The following is an 18,633-nucleotide window of genomic DNA, read 5'->3' on the forward strand; positions in this document are numbered from 1 at the left end:
TTGTTACGACTTCACCCCAATCATCTATCCCACCTTAGGCGGCTGGCTCCTAAAAGGTTACCTCACCGACTTCGGGTGTTACAAACTCTCGTGGTGTGACGGGCGGTGTGTACAAGGCCCGGGAACGTATTCACCGCGGCGTGCTGATCCGCGATTACTAGCGATTCCGACTTCATGTAGGCGAGTTGCAGCCTACAATCCGAACTGAGACTGGCTTTAAGAGATTAGCTTGCCGTCACCGGCTTGCGACTCGTTGTACCAGCCATTGTAGCACGTGTGTAGCCCAGGTCATAAGGGGCATGATGATTTGACGTCATCCCCACCTTCCTCCGGTTTATTACCGGCAGTCTCGCTAGAGTGCCCAACTAAATGATGGCAACTAACAATAGGGGTTGCGCTCGTTGCGGGACTTAACCCAACATCTCACGACACGAGCTGACGACAACCATGCACCACCTGTCACCTCTGTCCCGAAGGAAAACTCTATCTCTAGAGCCGTCAGAGGGATGTCAAGACCTGGTAAGGTTCTTCGCGTTGCTTCGAATTAAACCACATGCTCCACCGCTTGTGCGGGCCCCCGTCAATTCCTTTGAGTTTCAACCTTGCGGTCGTACTCCCCAGGCGGAGTGCTTAATGCGTTAGCTGCGGCACTAAACCCCGGAAAGGGTCTAACACCTAGCACTCATCGTTTACGGCGTGGACTACCAGGGTATCTAATCCTGTTTGCTCCCCACGCTTTCGAGCCTCAGCGTCAGTTACAAGCCAGAGAGCCGCTTTCGCCACCGGTGTTCCTCCATATATCTACGCATTTCACCGCTACACATGGAATTCCACTCTCCCCTCTTGCACTCAAGTTAAACAGTTTCCAAAGCGTACTATGGTTAAGCCACAGCCTTTAACTTCAGACTTATCTAACCGCCTGCGCTCGCTTTACGCCCAATAAATCCGGACAACGCTCGGGACCTACGTATTACCGCGGCTGCTGGCACGTAGTTAGCCGTCCCTTTCTGGTAAGATACCGTCACAGTGTGAACTTTCCACTCTCACACTCGTTCTTCTCTTACAACAGAGCTTTACGATCCGAAAACCTTCTTCACTCACGCGGCGTTGCTCGGTCAGACTTCCGTCCATTGCCGAAGATTCCCTACTGCTGCCTCCCGTAGGAGTCTGGGCCGTGTCTCAGTCCCAGTGTGGCCGATCACCCTCTCAGGTCGGCTATGTATCGTCGCCTTGGTGAGCCGTTACCCCACCAACTAGCTAATACAACGCAGGTCCATCTGGTAGTGATGCAATTGCACCTTTTAATTGACTATCATGCAATAGTCAATATTATGCGGTATTAGCTATCGTTTCCAATAGTTATCCCCCGCTACCAGGCAGGTTACCTACGCGTTACTCACCCGTTCGCAACTCATCCAGAGAAGCAAGCTCCTCCTTCAGCGTTCTACTTGCATGTATTAGGCACGCCGCCAGCGTTCGTCCTGAGCCAGGATCAAACTCTCATTAAAAGTTTGAGTTCTCACTCATTTCTGTCACTGACAGATTTATTGTTTTTTCATTGTTCAGTACTACAACTAAAGTTGTAGTGCCCTGCACATTGGTTCGTCTTGTTCAGTTTTCAAAGGTCTTTGTCACTCAATCTCTCTCAAGCGACAACTATATTAGTATATCACAGCTACCTGCCTCTGTCAACAGATTTTTTAAACTTTTTTCAAGTTTTTTCTAACCGCAATACACCATAGTCCGTACGGGATTCGAACCCGTGTTACCGCCGTGAAAAGGCGGTGTCTTAACCCCTTGACCAACGGACCTTGAGCTTTTCAACTCTTTCTATTATACCTACTTTTTTACCTTTGTCAAGATCTTTTTTCCTCTTTATCGAAATTCTGAAAAGATAAGGGAAAAGAGCCAGTTAAACTGACTCCTTTTATTTATCTTGCCAATTAGTCGCACGTTCCTCTCCCCACCAGTATGGGATCAACTCGGCAACTTTGATTGTTTTTCTTGTTTCGTAGTCCATCATGAACTCTGCTTCTTTATTCTCAGCATTCAATTCTAAGAGAAATTCTCTGCAAGCGCCACAGGGCATACCTGACCCTTCGCCGTAGGGAGGTTTATCTCGAAAGGTGAGGATTTTTTTAACTTTAGTTTGTCCTGAAAATTGATACATATTGAAGAGAGCTGCTCGCTCTGCACAGAGATGAAAAACACCACAAGTGCCCTCCATACAAAATCCTGTGAAGATCTGTCCATCTTCTGCTTCTACCGCAGCAACAACATGGTTAGCATAAACAAAGTCAGAAACTTCATGGGGATTGAATAAGGTTCGTGCTTCTTCATACATTTTTTCCCATGTATCCATCGGAAGTCCTTTTTATTTAGAAATCTCTTTGAGCATATTATCAATATGCTGGATAGATTTCTCACGACCTAATAGGTAAATCGTATCTGGAAGTTCTGGTCCATGCATTTCACCTGATACTGCAATACGAATCGGCATGAAGAGGTTTTTCCCTTTAATACCTGTTTCTTTTTGAACTGCTTTGATTTGTGGGAAGATGTTTTCTGTTACAAATTCTTCATCTGTCATTGCTTCTAGCTTCGCTTTGAAGGCTTCTAGAACAACAGGAACGGTTTCTCCTGCCATGACCTCGCGCTCAGCGTCTGTCAACTCTGGGAAATCTGAGAAGAAAAGATCTGTCAATGGAACGATTTCATCCACTGACTTCATTTGTGGTTTGTAGAGTTCTACCATTTTTTCAGACTTGTCAGTCAAACGCCCTGCTTCTTCTAAGTATGGTTTAGCCATTTCAAAGATTGTCGCAAGATCAGCTCTCTTGATGTAGTCGTTGCTCATCCAGTCTAGTTTCTTCTGATCAAAGGCAGCTGGTGACTTGCTGAGACGGTTTTCATCAAAGAGTTTAATCAATTCCTCACGAGAGAAAATTTCATCTTCGCCACCTGGATTCCAACCAAGAAGGGCGATAAAGTTAAAGATAGCTTCTGGAAGGTACCCTTTCTTACGATAGTCTTCGATAAACTGAAGGGTGTTGGTGTCGCGTTTAGACAATTTTTTACCCGTTTCAGAGTTGATAATCAAAGTCATGTGACCGAATTCTGGGGCTTCCCAACCAAGAGCCTCATAAACCATAAGCTGTTTGGGTGTGTTAGCAATATGGTCATCACCGCGGATAACGTGAGAGATTTGCATATCGTGATCATCGATAACAACGGCAAAGTTGTAAGTTGGGTAGCCATCTTTCTTTTGGATAACCCAGTCACCACCGATGTTGCCACCTTCAAACTCGATATCACCTTTGACTATATCGTGCCATTTGTAGATACCAGACTCATTGACAGCCAAACGGACAGTTGGGATGATACCAGCTGCTTCACGTTCTGCAATGTAAGCTGCTTTTTCCTCTTCACTCATACCAAGATATTCATTGATGTAGCGTGGTGTTTCGCCAGCTGCTTCTTGGCGTTCTCGCTCAGCTGCCAACTCTTCTTCTGTAACGTAAGATTTGTAGGCTTTTCCTTCGGCTAGCAATTGGTCGATGTATTTTTGATAGAGTTCCAAACGCTCTGATTGGCGATAGTTTTCATGAGTTTCTGGACTTTCATCCCAATCCATGCCTAACCAGCGAAGATTTTCAAGCTGTGAGCGTTCTCCATCCTCAACATGGCGTTTACGGTCTGTATCTTCGATACGAATGATAAAAGTTCCACCATGATGGCGTGCGTAAAGGTAGTTAAACAATGCTGTACGGGCATTTCCGATGTGTAGTAGTCCTGTTGGACTTGGTGCGTAGCGTACGCGGATATCTTTTGACATAGTTTCTCCTATAAAGTCTCTAGGCGTCTGCCTTTTTACTTTCTATATTATATCACAAGTCTCGCCTGAGTCCAATGTCTACGAATAAAGAGAGTAAAAAAGAGTGGACAAGCCACTCTTTTCTTCTATTATAGACGTGCGTTAAGCTCTTTGCTCAATTCTTCAAATCCCGGTTTTCCAAGAAGGGCAAACATGTTACGTTTGTAGGCTTCAACACCTGGTTGGTCAAATGGGTTGATAGCATTCAAGTAACCTGAAAGGGCGATGGCCAATTCGAAGAAGTAGATAGTGTAACCAAGAGTGAAGGCGTCTTGCTCAGGAAGAGTCACGTACATGTTTGGCACGTCACCGTCAGTGTGGGCAAGAAGAACACCGTCAGTTGCTTTTTTGTTTACAAAGTCAACGTCTTTTCCTTGAAGGTAACCAAGTCCGTCAAGGTCTTCTTCCAAAGTAGGGATGATCACGTTCTTACGAGGTTTGTCAACGCGGACAACTGTTTCAAACATGATACGAGTTCCTTCTTGGATAAATTGACCCAATGAGTGCAAGTCTGTTGAGAAGTTAGCTGAAGTTGGGTAAATACCTTTTTGGTCTTTCCCTTCTGACTCACCAGCCAATTGTTTCCACCATTCTGAGAAGTATTGAAGTGATGGTTCGTAGTTTACCAAGATTTCAGTAGCGTAGCCTTTACGGTAAAGGATGTTACGAACTGCTGCATATTGGTAAGCTTCATTTTCAGTAATCTTGTCTGAAGTGTAGTCTTTACGAGCTGCGTTAGCACCTTCCATAAGGGCTTTGATGTCTGCACCTGATGCTGCGATTGGAAGCAATCCAACTGCTGTCAACACTGAGAAGCGTCCACCGATGTCATCTGGAACCACAAATGTTTCCCAACCGTTGGCATCTGCTTCAACCTTAACAGCACCTTTTTGGCGGTCAGTTGTTGCGTAGATACGTTTGTTAGCTTCTTCTTGTCCGTATTTCTTAACCAAGAGTTCTTTGAAGACACGGAAAGCGATCGCTGGTTCTGTTGTTGTACCTGATTTAGAAATCACGTTTACTGAGAAGTCTTTGTCAGCTACGTACTCTACCAAGTCAGCAAGGTAAGTAGATGAGATTGAGTTTCCTGCGTAAAGGATTTGTGGCGCTTTGCGCTCTTCTTTTGTTTGCAAGTTAGCAAAGTGGTGGTTCAAGAAGTCAATAGCTGCTTTGGCACCAAGGTAAGATCCACCGATACCGATCACGACCAAAACATCGCTATCTGACTTGATTTGCTCAGCAGCTTTCAAGATGCGGTCGAATTCTTCGCGGTCGTAGTTTTCAGGTAGGTCCAACCAACCCAAAAAGTCGCTACCAGCACCAGTTCCTTTACGAATCAATTCGTCTGCAGCTGTTACTTGTGCTTGCATGTATTCCACTTCATGTGGGGCAACAAATTTGTCCAAAACTTTTGAATAATCAAATTTAATATGTGACATGATATTCCTCCAATATTTCTTCTTTTCTATCATAACGCTTACCTTTGATTTTTTCAAGCTTTTTTATTGAATTTGCCCAATTTTTATCATAATTCAAACGTTTGCGTAAAAATGCTAAAATATAAAAAATCTGAAAGGACGAATGAAAACGGCTAGAGACTCTAACCGTTACAATTCATTTAATAAATACTCAAATAATTCTAAATTGCCGTCTTCTTCATTGACCAGAAACTCTGGATGCCACTGCAAACCGATGATACGGTGCTCATCGATAGACTCAATTGCTTCGATAGTCTGGTCTCTTGGATCAATAGCAGTTACACGGAAATTAGGCGCCAGATTTTTAATACTTTGACGATGGACTGAGTTGACCCGACTTTCTTTTCCAAACAACTTAGCCACCACGCTTCCTTCTACTGTCTCAATAGAATGAGATGTCCCAAAAGGCAGGCCTTGCCAGTGACCTTCAATTTCTTGGTGAAGAGTGCCGCCAAAAGCAACATTGACCAGCTGAACACCGCGGCAGATTGCCAAAATGGGCTTATTCTGATGGAGTGCTTCTCTCAAGAGTGCCAATTCAAACTCATCGCGTACAAGGTTGTAATCATCGCTCTCAATGGTCTTTTTCTCCCCATAAAACTGAGGATGGACGTTTTGCCCACCTGTCAAGATGAGTTTGTCAATCATTTCTACATAATCGCGAACAATGGACTCATCCCCTACAGGAATTACTAAAGGAAGACCACCGACTTGACGAATGCTCTCTGCAAATTTACAGGATACAGATGAGTGGATGTTTTTCCCTTCTGCATCTACAGGACATAGGTTCGCAGCAACTCCTACAACCGTTCTAGCCATGATGTGTCTCCTTTCGATTTTCTTGCGACAGTCTTATCTTATCACTCCAACCCTTTCCTGTCTAATATGTTTTTTTAAAGACCGTGATAAGTATTTTTTATGGATAAGAAAAAGCTGCCCAAGAGGACAACTTTTCTATTCGAAGACAAATTGATTGTGATACAGTTCTGAGTAGAAACCGCCGAGCTTGAGCAACTCGTGATGATTTCCACGTTCAATAACCTCTCCATCTTTAAGGACAATAATCTGATCGGCATTGAGGATGGTCTTCAAACGATGGGCAATGACAAAACTGGTTCGTCCTGCTACAACTGCCTCCATGGCATGTTGAATCTTGCTTTCTGTTACGGTATCCACATTGGAAGTCGCTTCATCTAGGATTAGGACTTGAGGATCAGTCATCAAGGTCCGAGCGATGGAAATCAATTGTTTCTGCCCAGTCGAGAAGATATTTTGCTCATCATCAATAAGGGTATCATACTTATCAGGCAAGCTTTCGATATAGTCATGAATATGAGTTGCCTTGGCAGCTGCTTCGACCATTTCCTGACTGGCATCTGGCACACCAAAGCGGATATTGTCTCGGATCGTTCCACTAAACAAGACCGAATCCTGCAAGACAATCCCGACCTTGCTCCGCAGGCTGTCCAAGTCGTAGTCACGAATGTCTTTGCCATCAAAAGAAATGCTACCTGCATCCACATCGTAGAAACGATTGATGAGGTTCATGATGGTTGTTTTCCCCGAACCAGTCGGGCCTACAACTGCTATCATCTGCCCCTTAGGAGCTGAAATGCTGACATCTTTTAAAATCGGCTTGTCTGGCACATAAGAGAAATCAATATGACTGATTTCAACACCCTCTCGCAATTCCGTAAAGGCAGGGGCATTTTGCGGACGAATCTCTTCTTCTGCATCGAACATTTCTTGGATACGATCTGCCCCAGTAAAGGCCAACTGGAGGCTCCCCCAACTCGCAGCCACCTGGATAATCGGCTGGTAGTACTGCTGAGAAAATTGGGTAAACATGACAATCAAGCCTAGGGCTGTCGTTGTTTCGATACTTGGATCGTTCAGCAAGACAGCCGAACCTGCAAAAATGACGATAGCCGTATTGACCAAGCTCATCCCATTCATAACTGGAAAGAGGATGCCTGAGAATATTCTTCCTTTAAAAGTTGCCTTGCGCACGCGCTCATTTTGCTCCACAAAGCCTGCTACGATGTCATCTTGAATTCCTTGTACGATAACAGCTTTCTGCCCAGAAATACTCTCGTCCATGTAGGCATTGAGTTTTCCAACCTCTTTTTGCTGGAGATTGGTGTACTTGCGGGCCATTTTCACGATGAAGACCAGCATGAGAAAGGCCACTGGAGTGCTGGCTACTGTTATCAGGGCTAGCGTCACATTTTTTGAAAACATGACAAAAATCAAACCGATGTAAAGAGCAATATTGCTCATAACCTGAACTAGGCTTTCATTGAAGGCTTGAAGGATGTTGTCCAAGTCACTCGTGAAGCGAGAAAGGATGTCGCCATCCTGATGGCGGTCAAAGAAAGAAACCGTCAAACGAGAAAGTTTGCCAAAGAGGCCCTTACGCATCTCATTTGTTGACTCAGCAATCACACGAGTCATAAAGGTCATGTAAATCAAACTGGATACTACTAGGGCGAGGACAACCAGAGCTAGATTCAGCATCAGAGCTGATAAACTCTGCCAGGCTAGTTCGGAAGTTCCATTTTGATAAGCTAGAACTAGGTTAGCGAGCTCTGTTACTACTTGACCTGAAAAAACAGGGAAGAGGGCTTGGGCAATCGTCGCAACCGCAACCATCAGGATCACAATGACAAAGGAGAGCTTGTAGACTTTAAAATAATTCCAGAAAAATCGAACGGTTTTCATTTTATTCCTCCTTTCCCTTTTGTGTTTCGTAGATTTCGCGGTAGACGGCATTACTAGCTACCAAGTCTGCATGCCTTCCTTGACCAATCAATCGCCCTTGGTCCAAGACCAAAATCTTGTCTGCATGGACGACTGAACTGATTTTTTGAGCGATGATAATGGTTGTTGTCCCTCTCAAATCTTTGTTCAAAGCCTCCTGTACGAGTCTTTCTGACTTTGCATCTAGGGCTGAAGTCGAATCGTCAAAAATCAGGATACGGGGATTGCTGACAATCCCACGGGCAATGGACATCCGCTGTTTTTGTCCACCAGAAAAGTTGGTGCCACGTTCTTCGACCTGACTCTCAAATTTGTTTTCCATGCGTCCGATAAATTCGCTGGCTTGAGCAATCCGTGCTGCACGTTCCATTTCTGACACGCTGGCATTGCCTTTTCCTTGACGAAGATTATCTGCAATGGTCCCGCTAAAGAGAATAGCATGTTGCAAGACTATGGAGACTGTTTTACGCAAGGTTCCCTCGCTGACGTCTCGAATATCCTTGCCACCAATCTTGATAGATCCCTCCTGTGGATCAAAAAGCCGTGGAATTAACTGAGCTAGAGTGGACTTCCCTGCTCCAGTAGCCCCAACCACACCGACCATCTGACCGGGCGCAATTTCAAAGGTTACATTCTTCAGCATAGGCTCATCGTCATTAGGATAGGTGAAGGTCACATTTTCAAAAGAGAGACTTCCTTCTAACTCTTCATCTGGGAGATCTTTAAAGGTCATCGCTGGCTTGGTATCTAGAATTTCGCGGATACGACGCAAGGAAATCATGGCACGGCTGACAGAATTTCCTAAAAATCCAACCATGATAATGGTAAAGATAATCTGGCTGAGATAGTTGACAAAGGAAGCAATCGAGCCCACAACAGATGGATCTGACTGAGCCATGCCAGCTACCAACCAGATAGAGAGGAAGACTGCCCCATAGCCGACTAGCATCATAACAGGTTCTATAACTGAGAAGGCATAACCGATATAAAGATTTTGGCCGAGAAGTTCATCAGAAACCTCGGTAAATTTGTCAAATTGTGCTTTTTCCTGTACAAAGGATTTGACCACGCGCACACCACGTAGATTTTCCTTGGCGATAGCATTGATCCGTTCAAGAAGAGTTTGAAACTTAGCAAATCGTGGCCCCATCATCCCCATCATGATGGCTGTTAGTGCAAAGATTAGGAGCACCATGAGGACAATCACCCACCAAAGTGATGGAAGAGTATGAACCGCCAAGATAAAGGAACCGATAAAGAGAAGAGGGAGACGGAAGAGGATTTGAAAAGCCATCATCACCACATTCTGAATTTGGTTGATATCATTGGTCATACGGACGACAAGATTACCCGCATTAAACTGCTCGATATTGGCATAAGAAAAGGTCTGAATCTTGCGAAAGGCGTCTTCCCGAAGATCCGAAGACACTCCTTGAGCAATGTAGGCTGCAAGCGTTACATTGACCCCACCTGCAACCAGACCGACTAGGGCTACTCCTATCAGCCAAGCGCCAATACTATAAATAGCCTCATTTTGCCCGGCCAACAAAGCCTCTAACACCTCTTGCAAATAGCGCGGTTGCAAGAGAGAGCTCGCAACCATCAAGCCTGTCATCATTAGGGATGACAAGGCCTGCCATTTATAGGTTTTTATTTTTTTAATGAGCATATCTCCTCCTAATAAAATAGATAAAGGGAGCGACATCCTGCGTCAGCTCCTTCTCATTCGGTCATATTGATGCTATTCTAGCAAAAAAGAGAAATCTTGTCAAAGAAGTCTCCTTATTATAAATTAGTGCGCTTTCATATACAGGTGATGCATGAAAAGGCTTTTTATGGTAAAATGAAAGGAAGAACTCTTACAAGGAGGAAAAGATGAAGAAACAAACCATCGCTGTCTTGGGTCCTGGTTCTTGGGGAACTGCCCTTTCGCAGGTCCTAAACGACAATGGACACGAGGTTCGAATTTGGGGAAATATTCCTGACCAAATCGATGAAATCAATAACCAACATACAAACAAACGCTATTTCAAAGATATCCTACTCGACGAAAAGATCAAAGCCTATCATGATTTGGAAGAAACATTAAAGGATGTTGATGCTGTTTTGTTTGTGGTCCCAACAAAAGTAACGAGACTGGTTGCCCAACAAGTAGCAAAGGTGCTTGATCACAAGGTTGTCATCATGCATGCCTCCAAAGGATTGGAACCAGATAGCCACAAACGTCTATCAACTATTCTTGAAGAGGAAATCCCAGCTGACCTTCGCAGTGATATCGTCGTTGTTTCAGGACCGAGCCATGCTGAGGAAACTATTGTACGGGATATTACCTTGATTACAGCAGCCTCTAAAGACCTCGAAACTGCTCAGTACGTCCAAAATCTCTTTAGCAATCACTACTTCCGTCTCTATACTAATACGGATGTTATCGGGGTTGAAACCGCTGGTGCTCTCAAAAACATCATTGCAGTTGGCGCTGGGGCACTACATGGACTAGGGTTTGGCGACAATGCCAAGGCGGCTATCATTGCACGTGGCTTGGCAGAAATCACCCGTCTAGGAGTCGCTCTTGGAGCTAATCCTCTAACTTATAGCGGTCTTTCTGGAGTTGGGGATTTGATTGTAACAGGGACATCTGTCCACTCTCGTAACTGGAGGGCCGGTAATGCTCTTGGCCGCGGAGAATCTCTCGCAGATATTGAGGCTAATATGGGCATGGTCATTGAAGGCATTTCAACAACTCGAGCAGCTTACGAACTGGCTCAGGAATTGGGTGTCTACATGCCAATCACACAGGCTATTTACCGAGTTATCTATGAAGGTGTCAATATCAAAGAAGCAATCACTGACATCATGAGCAATGAATTTAAAGCAGAAAACGAATGGTCATAGACCTTTATAGAAAGGAACATTTATGAAACAAAAAGTCAGAAAAGCAGTCATCCCTGCCGCTGGATTGGGAACTCGTTTCCTCCCAGCAACTAAGGCCTTGGCCAAGGAAATGTTGCCAATCGTAGACAAGCCAACTATCCAGTTTATCGTTGAAGAGGCCCTCAAATCTGGCATCGAAGACATTTTGGTTGTGACTGGTAAGTCAAAACGTTCCATTGAGGACCACTTCGACTCAAACTTCGAATTGGAATACAACCTCAAAGAAAAAGGGAAAACAGATCTTTTGAAGCTAGTTGATGAAACAACTGGCATGCGCCTGCATTTTATCCGCCAAACGCATCCACGTGGTCTCGGCGATGCCGTTTTGCAAGCCAAGGCTTTCGTTGGAAATGAACCCTTTATCGTTATGCTTGGTGATGACTTGATGGATATCACCAACGAAAAAGCTGTTCCGCTCACCAAACAACTCATGGATGACTACGAGCGTACCCACGCGTCTACTATCGCTGTTATGCCAGTCCCTCATGACGAAGTATCTGCTTACGGGGTTATTGCTCCGCAAGGCGAAGGAAAAGACGGCCTTTACAGCGTTGAAACCTTCGTTGAAAAACCAGCGCCAGAGGATGCTCCTAGCGACCTTGCTATTATCGGGCGTTACCTCCTCACACCTGAAATTTTCCAAATCCTCGAAAACCAGGCTCCAGGTGCAGGAAATGAAATTCAGCTGACAGATGCAATTGATACCCTCAACAAAACACAGCGTGTTTTCGCTCGTGAGTTCAAAGGGGCTCGTTACGATGTTGGAGATAAGTTTGGCTTTATGAAAACCTCCATCGACTATGCTCTCAAACACCCACAAGTCAAAAACGACTTGAAAGACTATCTCATCCAACTCGGAAAAGAGTTAGCTGAAGGGGAATAGAAGAACAGTTCATATAAAAAAGAACTAGGATAGTTAATTATCCCAGTTCTTTTATTTTGTATTGCTATCATCCCGAACATATAAACCAACAAAAGGAAATCGTATTTCTCAGTTAACCCACTTACAAGCTCCATCGAATTGATCTCGAATTTTATGAAAGCGCTACGATATTATTTGTTTTTTTCTAAAAATAGGAGTACAATGAGTTAGTATAATAAAATAAAAAGCACCGAATCGGTGCGCATTACTGATTATGGATAACCATATTTTAACTCAAAAGAAAAATCTTTTGGCTGTGTTGTTTCGAATAGTTCCAACACAGATATTATACAAAAAATAAAATCGAAAATCAAGACAAGGAGTAGTTTTATGGCAAAATTTAATAAGAATTATTCAATCGGCTTAGATATAGGTGTATCATCCGTCGGTTATGCCGTTGTAACTGAAGATTATCGAGTACCTGCTTTTAGATTTAAGGTTTTAGGTAATACAGAAAAAGAAAAAATAAAGAAGAATTTAATCGGATCTACCACCTTTGTACCCGCTCAATCAGCTCAAGGAACTCGGGTATTTCGTGTCAATCGCCGCAGAATTGATAGAAGAAATCATCGAATAGCGTATTTACGAGATATTTTTCAAAAGGAGATTGAAAAAGTCGATAAAAATTTTTATCGTAGATTAGATGAAAGTTTTAGAGTGCTTGGTGATAAAAGTGAGGACATACAGATAAAACATCCATTTTTTGGTAATAAAGAATTGGAAACAGCCTATCACAAGAAGTACCCTACGATTTACCATTTACGAAAACACTTAGCTGATGCAGATAAAAATTCTCCAGTAGCTGATATTCGTGAAATATACATGGCATTATCGCACATTTTAAAGTACCGAGGCCACTTTTTAACATTAGGTAACATTGACCCTAACAATATCAATATGCAAAACTCTTGGATTGATTTTGTTGAATCTTGCCAAGAAGTTTTCGATCTGGAAATCTCTGATGAATCTAAAACTATAGCAGATATATTTAAATCCAGTGATAACAGACAAGATAAAGTTAAAGGTACACTCTCCTATTTCCCAAAAGAGCTTGAAAAAAAGGATAAAAGTGTTTTTAAACAACTATTACAGCTATTATTTGGTTTAAAAACAAAATTTAAAGATTGTTTTGAATTAGAGGAAGAACCGGACCTTGATTTCTCCAAAGAAAACTATGATGAGAATCTAGAAAATCTTCTAGGTACATTAGAAGAAGACTTTTCCGATGTATTTGCTAAACTAAAAATTTTACGTGATACTATCCTTTTATCTGATATGCTAACATACACTGGAGCAACTCATGCTCGCTTTTCTGCTACTATGGTTGAGAGATACGAGGAACACCGAAAAGATTTACAGCGCTTCAAATCTTTTGTTAAACAAAATCTATCTGAACAAGATTATTTAGATATTTTTGGTAGAAAAACACCAAATGGATTTGATGTAGATAAGGAAACAAAGGGATATGTTGGATATATATCCAATAAGATGGTATTAACTAATCCACAGAAACAAAAAACAATACAACAAAATTTTTATGACTATATCAGTGGGAAAATAACTGGTATTGAAGGGGCAGAATATTTTCTTAATAAAATATCAGATGGAACATTTTTAAGAAAACTCCGTACAACTGATAATGGAGCAATTCCTAATCAAATTCACGCTTATGAACTAGAAAAGATTATAGAAAGACAAGGAAGAGATTATCCTTTTCTACTAGAAAACAAAGATAAATTACTATCTATCTTGACATTTAAAATCCCTTATTATGTTGGTCCTCTGGCAAAAGGAAATAATAGTAGATTTGCTTGGATTAAACGAACGACTAGCCAAGATGTTTTAGATAATAATGATGAAGATACTAGAAATGGTAAAATACGTCCTTGGAACTATCATAAACTGATAAATATGGATGAAACTAGAGATGCATTCATCACCAATCTAATAGGAAATGATATTATTCTCTTAAATGAAAAAGTTTTACCAAAACGTAGTTTAATCTATGAAGAAGTCATGCTCCAAAATGAATTAACTCGAGTCAAATATAAGGATAAAAATGGGAAGACTCACTTTTTCGATTCAGATCACCGAAAAAAAATAATCAATAACTTATTTAAAATTAATAGTAAGCGTGTCAGTCCTGCTATGCTCCTTGACTGCTTGAAGAAATGTACAGATTTACAAGCAGTTGAAATTGTTTCGGGAATTGAAAAAGGCAAATCCCTTAATTCTACTTTAAAAACATATAATGATTTAAAAACTATTTTTTCAGAGGAGCTACTCGATTCTGAAATCTATCAAAATGAGTTAGAAGAGATTGTCAAAGTTATTACTGTTTTTGATGATAAAAAATTTATTAAAAACTACCTCACAAAATATTTTGGGCATCTTGAATTTTTAAATGAAGAGAAAATTAATCAACTCTCGAAATTACGCTATACTGGCTGGGGACGTTATTCGGCTAAGTTATTATTAGGTATTCGTGACGAGGATACAGGTTTTAATTTATTGCAGTTCCTGCGAAATGATGATGAAAATCGTAATTTAGATCAACTTATGTCTGATAGCACTTTATCCTTTGATCCTACTATCAGAGCCATACAATCTAAATCAACTGTTGAAGATGATGTATTTGAAGAAATTAAAAAGTTGGCTGGTAATCCAGCCATCAAACGAGGAATTTTGAATAGTATTAAAATTGTTGATGAGCTGGTTCAGATTATAGGATATCCACCTCAAAATATCGTCATTGAAATGGCTCGTGAAAATATGACCACAGAAGAGGGGCAAAAAAAGGCAAAAACTCGTAAAAGTAAATTAGAATCTGCATTAAAAAATATTGAAGATAGTGTATTAGAAAATGGCAAAGTTCCTCATTCAGATGAAGAATTACAATCTGAAAAATTATATTTATATTATCTTCAAAATGGGAAGGATATATACTCCTTAGATAAAAACGGAAGTCCTACTCCCTTATACAGAGACCAACTCAATCAATATGAAGTCGACCATATTATCCCCTATAGCTTTTTACCAATTGATTCGATTGATAATAAAGTATTAACGCATAGGGAAAATAATCAAAGAAAGTTGGATAATATACCGGGCAAAGAGACAGTTGCTAATATGAAACCTTTCTGGGAGAAATTATATAATGCCAAGCTAATTTCTCAAACGAAGTATCAAAGGTTAACCACTAGCGAACGCACTCCTGATGGTGTTCTGACCGAGAGTATGAAAGCCGGCTTTATTGAGCGTCAATTAGTCGAAACACGACAAATTATAAAGCATGTTGCGCGCATACTAGACAATCGTTTTTCAGATACCAAAATCATTACTTTAAAATCTCAACTAGTTACCAATTTTAGAAACACTTTTCATATTGCTAAAATACGTGAATTGAATGATTATCATCATGCTCACGATGCTTATCTAGCTGTTGTTGTAGGACAAACTCTTCTTAAAGCCTATCCAAAATTAGCTCCTGAGTTGATATATGGCCACCATACTCACTTTAATCGGCACGAGGAAAATAAAGCAACGTTAAGAAAGCATCTCTATTCTAACATCATGAGATTCTTTAATAATCCAGATTCCAAAGTTAGTAAAGATATTTGGGATAGTAATAGGGATTTACCGATTATAAAAGATGTTATCTACAACTCTCAAATCAACTTTGTCAAACGAACAATGATTAAAAAAGGAGCATTTTATAATCAAAATCCTGTTGGAAAATTTAATAAACAAATTGCTGCTAATAATCGCTATCCCCTAAAAACAAAAGCTACTTATTTAGATCCCTCCATATACGGTGGTTATGGGCCAATGAATTCTGCCTTGTCAATTATCATAATCGCAGAACGGTTTAATGAAAAGAGAGGTAAAATAGAAACCATAAGAGAATTTCATGATATTTTTATAATTGATTATGAAAAATTTAATGATGATCCACTTCAATTCTTAAATGATATTTCGGAAGGCGGTTTTCTTAAAGAGAATTCTCTAAACCGTGTTCTAGCCTTCTATAGAATTCCAAAATATTCACTAATGCAGAAAATAGATGGAACAAGGATGATATTTGAAAGCAAGTCAAATCTTCATAAAGTCACCCAATTTAAATTAACAAAAACTCAAAATGAACTGTTTTTCCATATGAAACGACTTTTGACTAAATCGAATTTGATGGATTTAAAATCTGAAAGCGCAATAAAGGAAAGCCAAAATTTTATACAGACTCATAAGAAAGAGTTTGATAATATTGCGGATCGTTTATCAAATTATTCACAAAAAATGTTAGGTGAAACTAAGTCATTGCAAACTCTCATTAATGGATATAATGAAAGAACAATCAAACAAATTGATAATAACGAGGAGACAATTCGTTATTATTATGATAATTTTATAAAAATGTTTAGTTTTGTAAAGAGTGGTGCTCCAAAAGATATCATTAATTTCTTTAATGATAAATACACAGTACCAAGAATGCGTCCGAAGCCGGATAAAAAAATGCTTGATGCTACTCTCATCCACCAATCCATCACTGGTCTCTACGAGACTCGGATTGACTTAAGCAAACTAGGAGAAGACTGATGGGATGGAGAACCGTTGTTGTCAATACACACTCTAAGCTCTCCTACAAGAACAACCACTTGATTTTTAAAGATGCCTCTCGGACAGAGTTGATTCACCTGTCCGAGGTGGACATCCTGCTTTTGGAGACAACGGATATTGTTCTCTCCACTATGCTGATAAAGCGCTTGGTGGATGAAAATATTCTGGTTATTTTTTGTGATGATAAACGCTTGCCAACGGCCTACTTAACGCCTTACTATGGTCGACACGATTCCAGTTTGCAACTATCTCGTCAAATCACATGGTGCGAGGAGGCTAAAGCACAAGTTTGGACTACCATTATTGCACAAAAAATTCTCAATCAGGCTTTTTATTTGGGGAGTTGTGGTTTTTTGGAAAAGAGCCAGTCCGTCATCGATCTCTATCATGGGTTGGATTTATTTGATCCTAGTAACCGTGAGGGACACGCAGCTCGTATTTATTTCAATACCTTGTTTGGAAATGATTTTAGTCGTGAGCAAGATAGTGATATCAATGCTGCCTTGGACTACGGCTACACCTTGATTTTGAGTATGTTTGCGCGTGAGATTGTCTTGTCTGGTTGTATGACTCAGTTTGGCTTGAAACATGCTAATCAGTTTAATCAATTCAACCTAGCTAGTGATATTATGGAGCCTTTCCGTCCAATTATTGATAGAATTGTCTATGAAAATCGAAATAGTTCTTTTGTCAAAATCAAGCGAGAACTTTTCACTATTTTCTCAGATACTTTCCACTACAATGGAAAGGATATGTATCTGACCAATATCGTCAGTGACTATACTAAGAAAGTTATCCAGGCTCTCAATCAACCCGAGAAAGGAGTTCCTGAGTTTAGGATATGAGTTATCGATATATGCGTATGATTTTAATGTTTGATATGCCAGTTGAAACCGCAGAGGAACGTAAGGCCTATCGGAAATTTCGGAAGTTCCTCATAGATGAGGGATTTATCATGCACCAATTCTCCATCTATAGCAAGCTCTTGCTCAACAACTCTGCTAATAATGCTATGATTGAGCGACTCAAGACTCATAACCCTAAAAAAGGAAACATTACTCTCTTAACCGTTACAGAAAAGCAGTTTTCTCGCATGATTTACTTAAATGGCGAACGAAATACCAGCGTAGCAAACTCCGACGCACGCTTGGTCTTTCTGGGAGAGGAGCCTAGAGATGAAGATTAATTTCCCACTACTGGATGAACCATTAGCGATTGAAAATGCAACTTTTTTAGTGTTGGAAGACCAGTTTACCTTTTCAACTATCGTCAAGCAGTTCTACCAATATACTGATGATGGGAAGTTGAAGTTGTTTGATAGAAATCTAAAAGCACTGAAAGAGTCCGAGTTGCTAGTGATAACGGACGTCTTAGGATACAATCTTAACTCACCTGCCATGCTCAAGTTGATACATGCGGATCTTGAAAATCAGCTCAATGACAAGCCAGAAGTGAAGTCCATGATTGAAAAGCTGGTAGCTACGATTACAGAATTACTGGCATTTGAGTGCTTGGAAAACGAATTGGACTTAGAATACGACGAAATCACCATTCTGGAGTTAATCGATGCGCTAGGGGTCAAAGTTGAAACTCTAAGTGATACACCTTTTGAAAAGATGCTAGAAATTGTTCAAGTTTTTAAATATCTTTCCAAAAAGAAACTCCTTGTCTTCATCAATGCGATCGCCTATCTATCAAAGGATGAGTTGGTAAATCTGATAGAGTATATCCAACTCAATCAACTAAAGGTTTTATTTGTCGAACCTCGAAAAGTCTATGATTTTCCGCAGTATGTGCTGGATCAAGACTATTTCTTGAACCCCGAAAATATGGTATAATAAGAGTAACAATTGGAACCTGACGATCTGAAGTCTGGCTGAGACGAATAGCGCGATTACGAAATTTCGTGAGAAAAATTTTTCTGCGAGGTTTTAGAGCTGTGTTGTTTCGAATGGTTCCAAAACATTGCTTCGTAAAACGCTGGCGTACAATCTGTTTTAGAGCTGTGTTGTTTCGAATGGTTCCAAAACTTGTCCCTAAGAGTTTCAATATTA

Annotated in this window: 12 protein-coding genes, 1 tRNA gene, 1 rRNA gene and 1 CRISPR repeat array (2 of these 15 cut by a window edge); of the genes, 6 read left to right on the forward strand and 8 right to left on the reverse strand. The window is 40.8% G+C overall.

Annotation, left to right across the window (positions count from 1 at the left end; genetic code table 11):
* The 8 genes from KIH88_RS08840 to KIH88_RS08875 all read right to left on the reverse strand — a co-directional run.
* Positions 1-1,508, reverse strand: a 16S ribosomal RNA gene (locus KIH88_RS08840) (it extends 39 nt beyond the left edge of the window).
* A 231-nt stretch (positions 1,509-1,739) separates the two neighbouring features.
* Positions 1,740-1,811: transfer RNA gene (locus KIH88_RS08845), tRNA-Glu, on the reverse strand.
* Between the two features lie 116 nt (positions 1,812-1,927).
* Entirely contained in the window at positions 1,928-2,362 is a 435-nt protein-coding gene (locus KIH88_RS08850) for a cytidine deaminase family protein (protein WP_084851805.1), read from the reverse strand.
* 12 nt (positions 2,363-2,374) lie between these two features.
* Entirely contained in the window at positions 2,375-3,835 is a 1,461-nt protein-coding gene (gltX, locus tag KIH88_RS08855; RefSeq protein ID WP_038804193.1) for a glutamate--tRNA ligase, read from the reverse strand.
* Positions 3,836-3,963: 128 nt separating this feature from the next.
* Positions 3,964-5,313 carry a glucose-6-phosphate isomerase gene (locus tag KIH88_RS08860; protein WP_000018247.1) on the reverse strand — a complete coding sequence of 450 codons (1,350 nt, stop codon included), beginning with the start codon at positions 5,311-5,313 and terminating at the stop codon, positions 3,964-3,966.
* A gap of 168 nt (positions 5,314-5,481) precedes the next feature.
* Entirely contained in the window at positions 5,482-6,171 is a 690-nt protein-coding gene (locus tag KIH88_RS08865) for a gamma-glutamyl-gamma-aminobutyrate hydrolase family protein (RefSeq protein ID WP_000124767.1), read from the reverse strand.
* A gap of 135 nt (positions 6,172-6,306) precedes the next feature.
* Positions 6,307-8,073, reverse strand: coding sequence for an ABC transporter ATP-binding protein (locus KIH88_RS08870; protein ID WP_213988754.1), 1,767 nt, complete (start codon positions 8,071-8,073; stop codon positions 6,307-6,309).
* A gap of 1 nt (position 8,074) precedes the next feature.
* A complete protein-coding gene (locus KIH88_RS08875; protein WP_213988755.1) occupies positions 8,075-9,781 on the reverse strand; it encodes an ABC transporter ATP-binding protein in 1,707 nt (568 codons plus the stop codon).
* Between the two features lie 206 nt (positions 9,782-9,987).
* Between KIH88_RS08875 and KIH88_RS08880 the strand changes: the two genes are divergently transcribed.
* The 6 genes from KIH88_RS08880 (at position 9,988) to csn2 (ending at position 18,417) form a co-directional block, all read left to right on the forward strand.
* Positions 9,988-11,004, forward strand: a complete 1,017-nt coding sequence (locus KIH88_RS08880; protein ID WP_084851801.1) for an NAD(P)H-dependent glycerol-3-phosphate dehydrogenase — start codon at positions 9,988-9,990, stop codon at positions 11,002-11,004.
* Between the two features lie 22 nt (positions 11,005-11,026).
* Positions 11,027-11,926, forward strand: coding sequence for a UTP--glucose-1-phosphate uridylyltransferase GalU (gene galU / locus KIH88_RS08885; protein WP_213988756.1), 900 nt, complete (start codon positions 11,027-11,029; stop codon positions 11,924-11,926).
* Positions 11,927-12,295: 369 nt separating this feature from the next.
* A complete protein-coding gene (cas9, locus tag KIH88_RS08890) occupies positions 12,296-16,558 on the forward strand; it encodes a type II CRISPR RNA-guided endonuclease Cas9 (protein WP_213988757.1) in 4,263 nt (1,420 codons plus the stop codon).
* Entirely contained in the window at positions 16,558-17,424 is an 867-nt protein-coding gene (gene cas1, locus KIH88_RS08895; protein ID WP_213988758.1) for a type II CRISPR-associated endonuclease Cas1, read from the forward strand. The genes cas9 and cas1 overlap by 1 nt, the downstream gene beginning before the upstream one ends.
* Complete coding sequence (gene cas2, locus KIH88_RS08900; protein ID WP_213988759.1) at positions 17,421-17,765, forward strand: CRISPR-associated endonuclease Cas2; 345 nt, start codon at positions 17,421-17,423, stop codon at positions 17,763-17,765. The genes cas1 and cas2 overlap by 4 nt, the downstream gene beginning before the upstream one ends.
* On the forward strand, positions 17,755-18,417 hold the full coding sequence (gene csn2, locus KIH88_RS08905) for a type II-A CRISPR-associated protein Csn2 (RefSeq protein ID WP_213988760.1): 663 nt from the start codon (positions 17,755-17,757) through the stop codon (positions 18,415-18,417). Before cas2 ends, csn2 begins: the two co-directional genes overlap by 11 nt.
* 90 nt (positions 18,418-18,507) lie before the next feature.
* Positions 18,508-18,633: a CRISPR direct-repeat array (repeat unit 36 nt; unit sequence GTTTTAGAGCTGTGTTGTTTCGAATGGTTCCAAAAC) (it continues 1,298 nt past the right edge of the window).

The sequence above is a fragment of the Streptococcus oralis genome (assembly GCF_018448765.2).
Classification (GTDB): domain Bacteria; phylum Bacillota; class Bacilli; order Lactobacillales; family Streptococcaceae; genus Streptococcus; species Streptococcus oralis_BM.

Excerpts from the sequence above, each read along its gene's own strand:
- gltX (WP_038804193.1), bottom strand. The coding sequence starts at position 3,835 with ATGTCAAAAGATATCCGCGTACGCTACGCACCAAGTCCAACAGGACTA.
- KIH88_RS08880 (WP_084851801.1), top strand. The coding sequence starts at position 9,988 with ATGAAGAAACAAACCATCGCTGTCTTGGGTCCTGGTTCTTGGGGAACT.
- cas9 (WP_213988757.1), top strand. The coding sequence starts at position 12,296 with ATGGCAAAATTTAATAAGAATTATTCAATCGGCTTAGATATAGGTGTA.
- KIH88_RS08875 (WP_213988755.1), bottom strand. The coding sequence starts at position 9,781 with ATGCTCATTAAAAAAATAAAAACCTATAAATGGCAGGCCTTGTCATCC.
- KIH88_RS08850 (WP_084851805.1), bottom strand. The coding sequence starts at position 2,362 with ATGGATACATGGGAAAAAATGTATGAAGAAGCACGAACCTTATTCAAT.
- KIH88_RS08865 (WP_000124767.1), bottom strand. The coding sequence starts at position 6,171 with ATGGCTAGAACGGTTGTAGGAGTTGCTGCGAACCTATGTCCTGTAGAT.
- csn2 (WP_213988760.1), top strand. The coding sequence starts at position 17,755 with ATGAAGATTAATTTCCCACTACTGGATGAACCATTAGCGATTGAAAAT.
- KIH88_RS08860 (WP_000018247.1), bottom strand. The coding sequence starts at position 5,313 with ATGTCACATATTAAATTTGATTATTCAAAAGTTTTGGACAAATTTGTT.
- galU (WP_213988756.1), top strand. The coding sequence starts at position 11,027 with ATGAAACAAAAAGTCAGAAAAGCAGTCATCCCTGCCGCTGGATTGGGA.
- KIH88_RS08870 (WP_213988754.1), bottom strand. The coding sequence starts at position 8,073 with ATGAAAACCGTTCGATTTTTCTGGAATTATTTTAAAGTCTACAAGCTC.
- cas2 (WP_213988759.1), top strand. The coding sequence starts at position 17,421 with ATGAGTTATCGATATATGCGTATGATTTTAATGTTTGATATGCCAGTT.
- cas1 (WP_213988758.1), top strand. The coding sequence starts at position 16,558 with ATGGGATGGAGAACCGTTGTTGTCAATACACACTCTAAGCTCTCCTAC.